This window comes from Micromonospora deserti, assembly GCF_003236335.1.
GTDB lineage: Bacteria > Actinomycetota > Actinomycetes > Mycobacteriales > Micromonosporaceae > Micromonospora > Micromonospora deserti.
Genome location: NZ_POUB01000287.1, coordinates 1 through 7,468 on the forward strand (window position 1 = coordinate 1; position 7,468 = coordinate 7,468).

Here is a 7,468-nt window from a genome sequence, read left to right on the forward strand (position 1 = left end):
GGGTGGGACGGGGTGCGGCGGCAGGTGAAGCCGCCGCACCCCGGGACTCCGGTCAGCCGCGTTCCACCAGATGACCGATCACCGTCGGGCCGAGCATCACGGCGAAGCCGGAGCCGTCGCGGCGCGGGTCCGCGGCCGGCAGCTCCACCGGCTCGCCGTTCGCGGTGGCGCCGACCGGGCGCGGCCCGACCCAGGCTGCCACCACGTCGGTCTCGCCCTTGAGGAAGCGCTGCGCGCGCACCCCGGAGGTCGCCCGGCCCTTTGCCGGGTACGCCGCGAACGGGGTCACCTTGACCGTGGCGCCGGTGGAGGTGACCACCATCGGCTCGCCGTGCCCCGGGTCATCGGTGCGGACCGCGCCGAAGAACACCACCCGCGCCCCGGCGGGAAGGTTGACGCCGGCCATGCCACCACCCTTGATCCCCTGCGGACGGACCAGCCCCGCGGGGAACCGCAGCAGGGACGCCTCCGAGGTGATGAAGGTGACCATCTCGGCGCCGTCGGTCAGCCAGGTCGCCCCGACCACCTCGTCGCCCTCGCGCAGGCTGATCACCTCGAACTCGTCGGAGCGGACCGGCCACTCCGGCGCGCAGACCTTCACCACGCCCTGCCGGGTGCCCAGTGCCAGGCCCGGTGAGCCCTCCGCCGTCGGCCCGAGCGGCGCCAGACCGACCACGCTCTCGCCGGGCTCCAGCGGCACCAGCTCGGCGGCGGACATCCCGCCGCGCAGCGACACCGTCCCGGCCTGCTCGGGCAGCACCGGCAACGGCAGCACGTCTATCTTGAACGCCCGGCCGGCGCTGGTCACCAGGAGCACCCGGCCCCGGGCGGTGGAGTGCACGATGGCGCGTACCGCGTCGTGCTTGACCCGGCCGTGCCGCCGACGCCCCTCGGCGGCCTCCTCCGACTCGGCGGCGGTACGGGCCACCAGCCCGGTCGCGGAGAGGATCACCTGGCACGGGTCGTCGGCGACCTCCAGCGGCCCGGCCGGCGCGGACGCGGCGAGCACCTCCTTGAGGTCACCGTCGACCAGGGTGGTGCGGCGCGGCGTGGCGAACTGCTTCACCACCGCGGCCAGCTCGTCCGAGACGACCTTCCTGAGCACCTTTGGATCGTCGAGGATGCTGGAGAGTTCGGCGATCTCCTTGCGCAGCCGCTCCTGCTCGGCCTCCAGCTCGATCCGGTCGTACTTGGTGAGCCGGCGCAGCGGAGTGTCCAGGATGTAGGTGGCCTGGATCTCGGAGAGGCCGAAGCGGCGCATCAGCCCGTCCTTGGCGGCCTGCGCGTCGTCGCTGCCCCGGATCAGCTTGACCACCTTGTCGATGTCGAGCAGGGCGATCAGCAGACCATCGACCAGGTGCAGCCGCTCCTCGCGCTTGCGGCGCCGGAACGCGGTGCGCCGGGTCACCACGTCGTAGCGGTGGGCCAGGAACACCTCCAGCAGCGCCTTCAGCCCGAGGGTCTGCGGCTGCCCGTCGACCAGCACCAGGTTGTTGACGCCGAACGACTGCTCCAGCGGGGTGAGCCGGTAGAGGTCGGCCAGCAGCGCCTGCGGGTTGACCCCCACCTTGCACTCGATGACCAGGCGGGTGCCGCTCTCCCGGTCGGTGAGGTCCTTGACGTCGGCGATGCCGGTGAGCCGCTTGGTCTTGGTGACCTCGTTGCTGATCGCGGCGATGACCTTCTCCGCGCCGACGCCGTACGGCAGTTCGACGACGGTGATCGCCTGCCGGCCGCGGCTGCCCTCGACCGGGCCGATCTCCACCTTGCCGCGCATCCGGACCACGCCGCGCCCGGTCTCGTACGCCCGGCGCACCTCGTCGAGGCCGAGCAGCAGGCCGCCGGTGGGCAGGTCGGGGCCGGGGACGAACTCCATGAGCTTGTCCAGCGTGGCGTCCGGGTGGTTGATCAGCCAGCGGGCGGCGGAGACGACCTCGCCGAGGTTGTGCGGGATCATGTTGGTGGCCATGCCGACGGCGATCCCGGACGCGCCGTTGACCAGCAGGTTGGGGAAGGCGGCCGGCAGCACGGTGGGCTGGGTCAGCGAGCCGTCGTAGTTTGGCTCGGTGTCGACCGTCTCCTCGCCCAGTTCGCCGACGAGCAGCATGGCTTCGCGGGACAGCCGGGCCTCGGTGTAACGCGCCGCTGCCGGTCCATCGTCTGGGCTCCCGAAATTGCCATGCCCGTCGATGAGAGGCACATTGAGCGAGAAGTCCTGGGCCAAGCGGACCATGGCGTCATAGATTGCCGTGTCACTATGCGGGTGATATTTACCCATGCAGTTGTGCACGACGTGACCCTCGGCGACGAAGGCGTGTTCGTCAGAGCCAACCTGAATGTCGTACGTGACCCCGGGGGACACCGCCTCAACCGCGATCACCCGCAGGAAGGAACTCCCCGCCAGTGCCTCGAGTCGGCTGGCCAGAGGCGAACCGAGGCGCTGGAGCTTACGCACCCAACCGTCCCGTTCGGCGCGCCAGAGCGGGAATGACCGCTCCGACAGAGGCGCGCCGTCACGATCCTTGCCGTAGCGCACCTTGGTCCCGGCACCTTGGGAGAGCGAGGCACGGAAGGCGTTGCCGTGCTTGTCCCGGAACCACCCGCCGCCCTGGTGTGCGGCCGTGAACTCCTCCATCACTGGACGGCACGGCAGACGATCGTTACCTTGCTTGCCGCCGTACTCGTAGCCAAGGTCCACCACTCGGTGAAGACCGTCGCTCTTGTCCCGGATCCGCACCCACGGCAGCAGCATCTCGGCCAGGGCCGCAGCGTCCCGTCCGGTGACCGACAGGCCCAGTAGCGGCCGGCGCTGCTCGGCGTTGCTCCAGTGGTGCCCGTGCATACCGAGATCGGCGAGCATCGCGTAGACCTGCCGAACCAGCACTTCGCTGGTGCTTACGAAGCCAATCTCGCGGAAGCGCTTGCGGATGTAGCCGTCGCCATCGAAGAAGCCGGCAAGGAAGGGCACCCAAGCGGCGCGGTTGTGGAGGACGTCAGCCGGAACACGCTTGCTCTGACCCAGCGGCCGGGCAGCCTCCAGCAGACCCGCATGCCGACTGAAGGTCAGGATGTGTTGATCGCGGTGGCGCGGGTTCCGGGCCTCCCGCTTGCCGCGCGACGCATTGAGACCGTTTGCGATGGCCCAGCCGTGAGCCACGTCGAGAGGCTCGACATCGCGCATGTGGATTCGTACCCGGCCATCCGCCTCGCCGGATCTGTCAACGGCGAAGCCCTCGGCCGCTACGAGCCCGCGTACGTAGTCGTACACGTCGCCGTCCGGGGTCAGCTCTTGTCGACGACCGCTACCGTACGCCAGGGTCAACTGTCCCAGAAGGTCCCGGGCCTCCGACCATCCGAGGGATAGGTCGTCAGCCACCACCCGGAACCGTTGGCCCGGAGTCACGACCATGGTGTGGCCGTTGCTCCAGGTGATGCGTAGCAGATCGGACGAGGGATTGCGGTACACCGCCGTCACGGGAACAGGCATCCCTTGGCCGTCCAGCACTCGGTCACCGATTTCGATGTCCTCGATAGCCCGTAGGCCTTCCGGCGTAGATGCGAGCGTGCCGGCGACGAAGCAGTCACCGACGATGCGGGCGGACTTCACGTGCCCCCGGTCGGGGCGGTGCCCCTGCTCGTACATCGACCAGAGGATGCGCCGGTGCACCGGCTTGAGGCCGTCGCGGGCGTCGGGCAGCGCGCGGGAGTGGATGACCGAGAAGGCGTACTCCAGGTAGGAGTCGGAGACCTCGGTGACCAGCGGATTGTCGAAGACCCGCGCGCCGGCCAGGTCGAACGCGGAGAGGTCGACCTTCGTTTCCTTGCGGCGTGCCATGACTCAGCTTCCCCCTCGTACAGACCCGGTGCTCATGCGTCGATCGCTTCCCGGTCGACCCGGTCGGCGGACTCGATGAGCCAGTTGCGGCGCGGTTCGACCTTCTCCCCCATCAGCAGATCGAGGATCCGCTCGGCGGCGTCGACGTCGTCGAGGGTGATCCGGCGGACCGCCCGGGTTGCCGGGTTCATCGTGGTCTCCCACAACTCGTCGGCGTCCATCTCGCCGAGACCCTTGAACCGGGGGATCGGAGTGACGATCTGCTTGCCGGCCTTCTCCAGCTTGCGGACCGTCGCCTCCATCTCGGCCTGGGTGTAGGTGTAGATCGTCTGCGGGTTGCGCCCCTTGGTGGTGATCTTGTGCAGAGGCGGCATGGCGGCGTAGAGCCGGCCGGCCTCGATCAGCGGCCGCATGTAGCGGGCGAAGAGCGTGATCAACAGCGTCCGGATGTGCGCGCCGTCCACGTCCGCGTCCGCCATGATCAGCACCCGGCCGTAACGCAGGGCGGAGAGGTCGAAGGTACGCCCCGAGCCAGCCCCGAGCACCTGCACGATCGCCGCGCACTCGGCGTTGTCGAGCACCTGCTGGAGGTTGGCCTTCTGCACGTTGAGGATCTTGCCCCGGATCGGAAGCAGAGCCTGGTACTCGGCGGACCGGGCGAGGCGACCCGTGCCGAGGGCACTGTCGCCCTCCACGATGAACAGCTCACTGCGCTCGATGCCCGCGGCCCGGCAGTCGACCAGCTTGGCCGGCATCGACGCGCCCTCCAGGGCGGTCTTGCGGCGGGCGGCGTCCTTCTGCTGCTTCTGGGTCAGCCGCACCCGGGCCGCGTCGACGATCTTCTGGAGGACCGTACGCGCCTCGGCCTTGGTTTTCCGGTCGTCCAGCCACGTCTTGAGGTGCTGCTCGACCAGGCCCTGGAGCACTTTGGTGATGCCGGCGGTGGAGAGCTCGTCCTTGGTCTGCGAGGTGAACTGCGGCTCCGGAATCCGCACGTGCACCACCGCGGTCATCCCCTCCAGGACGTCGTCCAGGGTGGGCGGCTCCTCCTTGGCCTTGAGCAGGCCGCGGGTGTTGCGGACGGCATCGGCGAGGGTACGCGCCAGGGCCCGCTCGAAACCCTTGCGGTGGGTGCCGCCATGTGCGTTGCGGATGGTGTTGGTGAAGCACTCGACAGTGCGCTCGTAGCCGGTGCCCCAGCGGAACGCCACCTCGACCTCGGCGCGGCGCTGCACGTTGGACTGCATCACGCCGTTGGCGTCGGCGGCGTTCTCCCGGTAGGTGCCGTCGCCGGTGACCAGCAGCGTGCCCGAGACCGGCCGGTCGCCGGCCGGAGCGAGGAAGTCCACCATGTCGGTCAGCCCGTTGGGGTAGTGGAACCGCTCCTCGGCGGGCGCCTCGCCGGTGTGGTCGCGCAGCAGGTAGTTCACGCCCGGGACCAGGAAGGCGGTGTTGCGCAGCTTCATCCGGACCGCGTCGGCGTCCAGCGACGCGCCGGTCTCGAAGTAGCGGGGGTCGTGCCAGTACCGGATCGAGGTGCCGGTGCGCTGGCCGCGCTTCATGGCGCCGGCCACCTGCAGGCCGGGCCCGGCGGTGAACGGCGCGTCGGGGCCGTCGCCGTCGAAGATGCCCGGTACGCCGTGCCGGAACGACATCGAGTGGACCTTGCCGCCACGGCGCACGGTCACGTCGAAGCGGCGGGAGAGCGCGTTGACCGCCGAGGCGCCCACCCCGTGCAGACCGCCGGAGGTCTTGTAGCCGGAGCCGCCGAACTTGCCGCCGGCGTGCAGCCGGGTGAGCACCAGCTCGACACCGGAGATGCCGGACTTGGCGTGCACGTCGGTGGGGATGCCCCGGCCGTCGTCGTCGACCTGGACCGAGCCGTCGGCGTGCAGTGTCACCTCGATCTTCGTCGCGTGACCCGCGACACCCTCGTCGGTGGAGTTGTCGAGGATCTCGTTGACGAGGTGACCCACGCCACGGCTGTCGGTGGAGCCGATGTACATGCCGGGCCGCTTACGGACGGCGTCCAGCCCCTCGAGGTGGGTGAGGTCGTCGGCCCCGTACAGGGTCTCAGGCTCTGCGGTCAACTGGTCGTACTCCCAGGTCTCGGCGGTGTGGTGCCGGTCACCGGCGGACGGTGGCCCGGTGCGGCGCGCCGCAGCGAGCCTAGCCGGACGCCCCGACAACGCCGGGAAGCCCCGCGCGACCCGCCGGGCGGGGACGTCCACGCCCGGTGGGGTCGCCGCCGCCACCCGGGGTGACCGGCGCGGATCCGGCGCCCGGGGGTGCAACGCCCGGAGGTCACGCCGGGATTCCCCCTACCCAGCGGGGTACGGCGGGACATCCGCGCGGCGGCGCGGCGGCGCGGCCCGCGCCACGCGGGGAGGCGGCGCACCCCGGCGACGGCAGCGGGTCGCGACATCGTGATCACGGTACGTAACCACAGGCAGTCCCGCCGCCAATTCTCCACACGGGACTGATGGTTCGGTCCGGAGAAGTCGATGATCTAGAGGTTAGGAGGAAAACGCGAGGGTAGGGATTCCGCATGCGGGTCCTTGGCAGGGGCCGGATCGCCCGCTGAACACCGAGGCTGACCGGGCTCGGCTGCTGGCCGCCCTGGAGTGCGTCGACGGGGTGGTCGTCGTCGACGAGCCCACCCCGCACGCCGTGCTGTCCCGGCTGCGACCGGACGTCTGGTCAAGGGTGGCGACTATGCCGGCGACGGCGCCCCCGAGTTGCCCGAGGCCGAGCTGGTACGCGGCTGGGGCGGCCGGGTCGTCACCGTGCCCTACCTGGCCGGGCGGTCCACCACCGCCACCATCACCGCCGCGCCGGCGCGGCGACCGACTGATCAGCGGAGCGGCATGAGCACGGACCTGAACGGATCGGCGATCCTGGTGACCGGGGGGTCGAGTGGTCTCGGTGCGGCGGTGGTCACCGCGGTGGCCCGCGCCGGTGGCCGGCCACTGGTCCTGGACCGCCACGCCCCCGGCGACGGGGTGCCCTGGATCGAGTGCGACCTGGCCGACACCCACGCCGCGGAAACCGCCACCCGACAACTCGCCGAACACACCGGCGGCCTGGACGCCGTCGTCACCGCGGCCGGTATCGACGTCCCCGGCAAACTCGCCGACGTCCCCACCCACACCTGGGAACAAATCATCACCGTCAACCTGCTCGCCACCGCCGCCGTGATCCGCGCCGCCCTGCCCTTCCTGCAAACCTCCCGCGGCAGCATCGTCACCATCGCCTCCACCCTCGGCATCAAAGCCGTCAGCGACGCCACCGCCTACTGCGCCGCCAAATTCGGCGTCGTCGGCTTCACCCGCGCCCTCGCCGCCGAACTCGCCGGCACCATCAACGTCACCCTGCTCATCCCCGGCGGCATGAACACCGCCTTCTTCAACAACCGCGACGACCACTACAAACCCGGCCCCCACGCCCACCTCAACGACCCCGCCGACACCGCCGCCGCCATCATGTTCGCCCTGTCCCAACCCCCCGGCTGCACCATCCGCGAAATGATCGTCTGCGCCGAACAGGAGTCCTCCTACCCGTGATCATCGTGCTCCGCGCCCTCGGCCTCGGCGACCTCGCCGCCGCCGTACCCGCCCTACGCGCCCTACGCGC

At 70.4% G+C, this 7,468-nt stretch carries 3 protein-coding genes and 3 pseudogenes; 2 read left to right on the forward strand and 4 right to left on the reverse strand.

The annotated features are described in order from the left end of the window. Positions 1–52 precede the first annotated feature (52 nt). From C1I99_RS27035 to C1I99_RS27040, 4 genes and pseudogenes are all read right to left on the reverse strand, one after another. Positions 53–2,752, reverse strand: coding sequence for a DNA topoisomerase (ATP-hydrolyzing) (locus C1I99_RS27035; protein WP_438941453.1), 2,700 nt, complete (start codon positions 2,750–2,752; stop codon positions 53–55). A gap of 57 nt (positions 2,753–2,809) precedes the next feature. Next, positions 2,810–3,487: pseudogene (locus C1I99_RS34875) on the reverse strand (LAGLIDADG family homing endonuclease); the annotation flags it as partial. Positions 3,488–3,577: 90 nt separating this feature from the next. Continuing rightward, positions 3,578–3,835 (reverse strand): annotated as a pseudogene (locus C1I99_RS34880) (DNA gyrase subunit A); the annotation flags it as partial. A gap of 32 nt (positions 3,836–3,867) precedes the next feature. Continuing rightward, positions 3,868–5,925: a DNA gyrase/topoisomerase IV subunit B gene (locus tag C1I99_RS27040; protein ID WP_111137038.1), complete on the reverse strand. Its 2,058-nt coding sequence runs from the start codon at positions 5,923–5,925 to the stop codon at positions 3,868–3,870. Between the two features lie 472 nt (positions 5,926–6,397). Here C1I99_RS27040 and C1I99_RS27045 point away from each other — a divergent pair. Beyond that, positions 6,398–6,678: pseudogene (locus C1I99_RS27045) on the forward strand (nucleotidyl transferase family protein); the annotation flags it as partial. 24 nt (positions 6,679–6,702) lie between these two features. Then, a complete protein-coding gene (locus C1I99_RS27050; protein ID WP_438941454.1) occupies positions 6,703–7,398 on the forward strand; it encodes an SDR family oxidoreductase in 696 nt (231 codons plus the stop codon). Positions 7,399–7,468 lie beyond the last annotated feature (70 nt).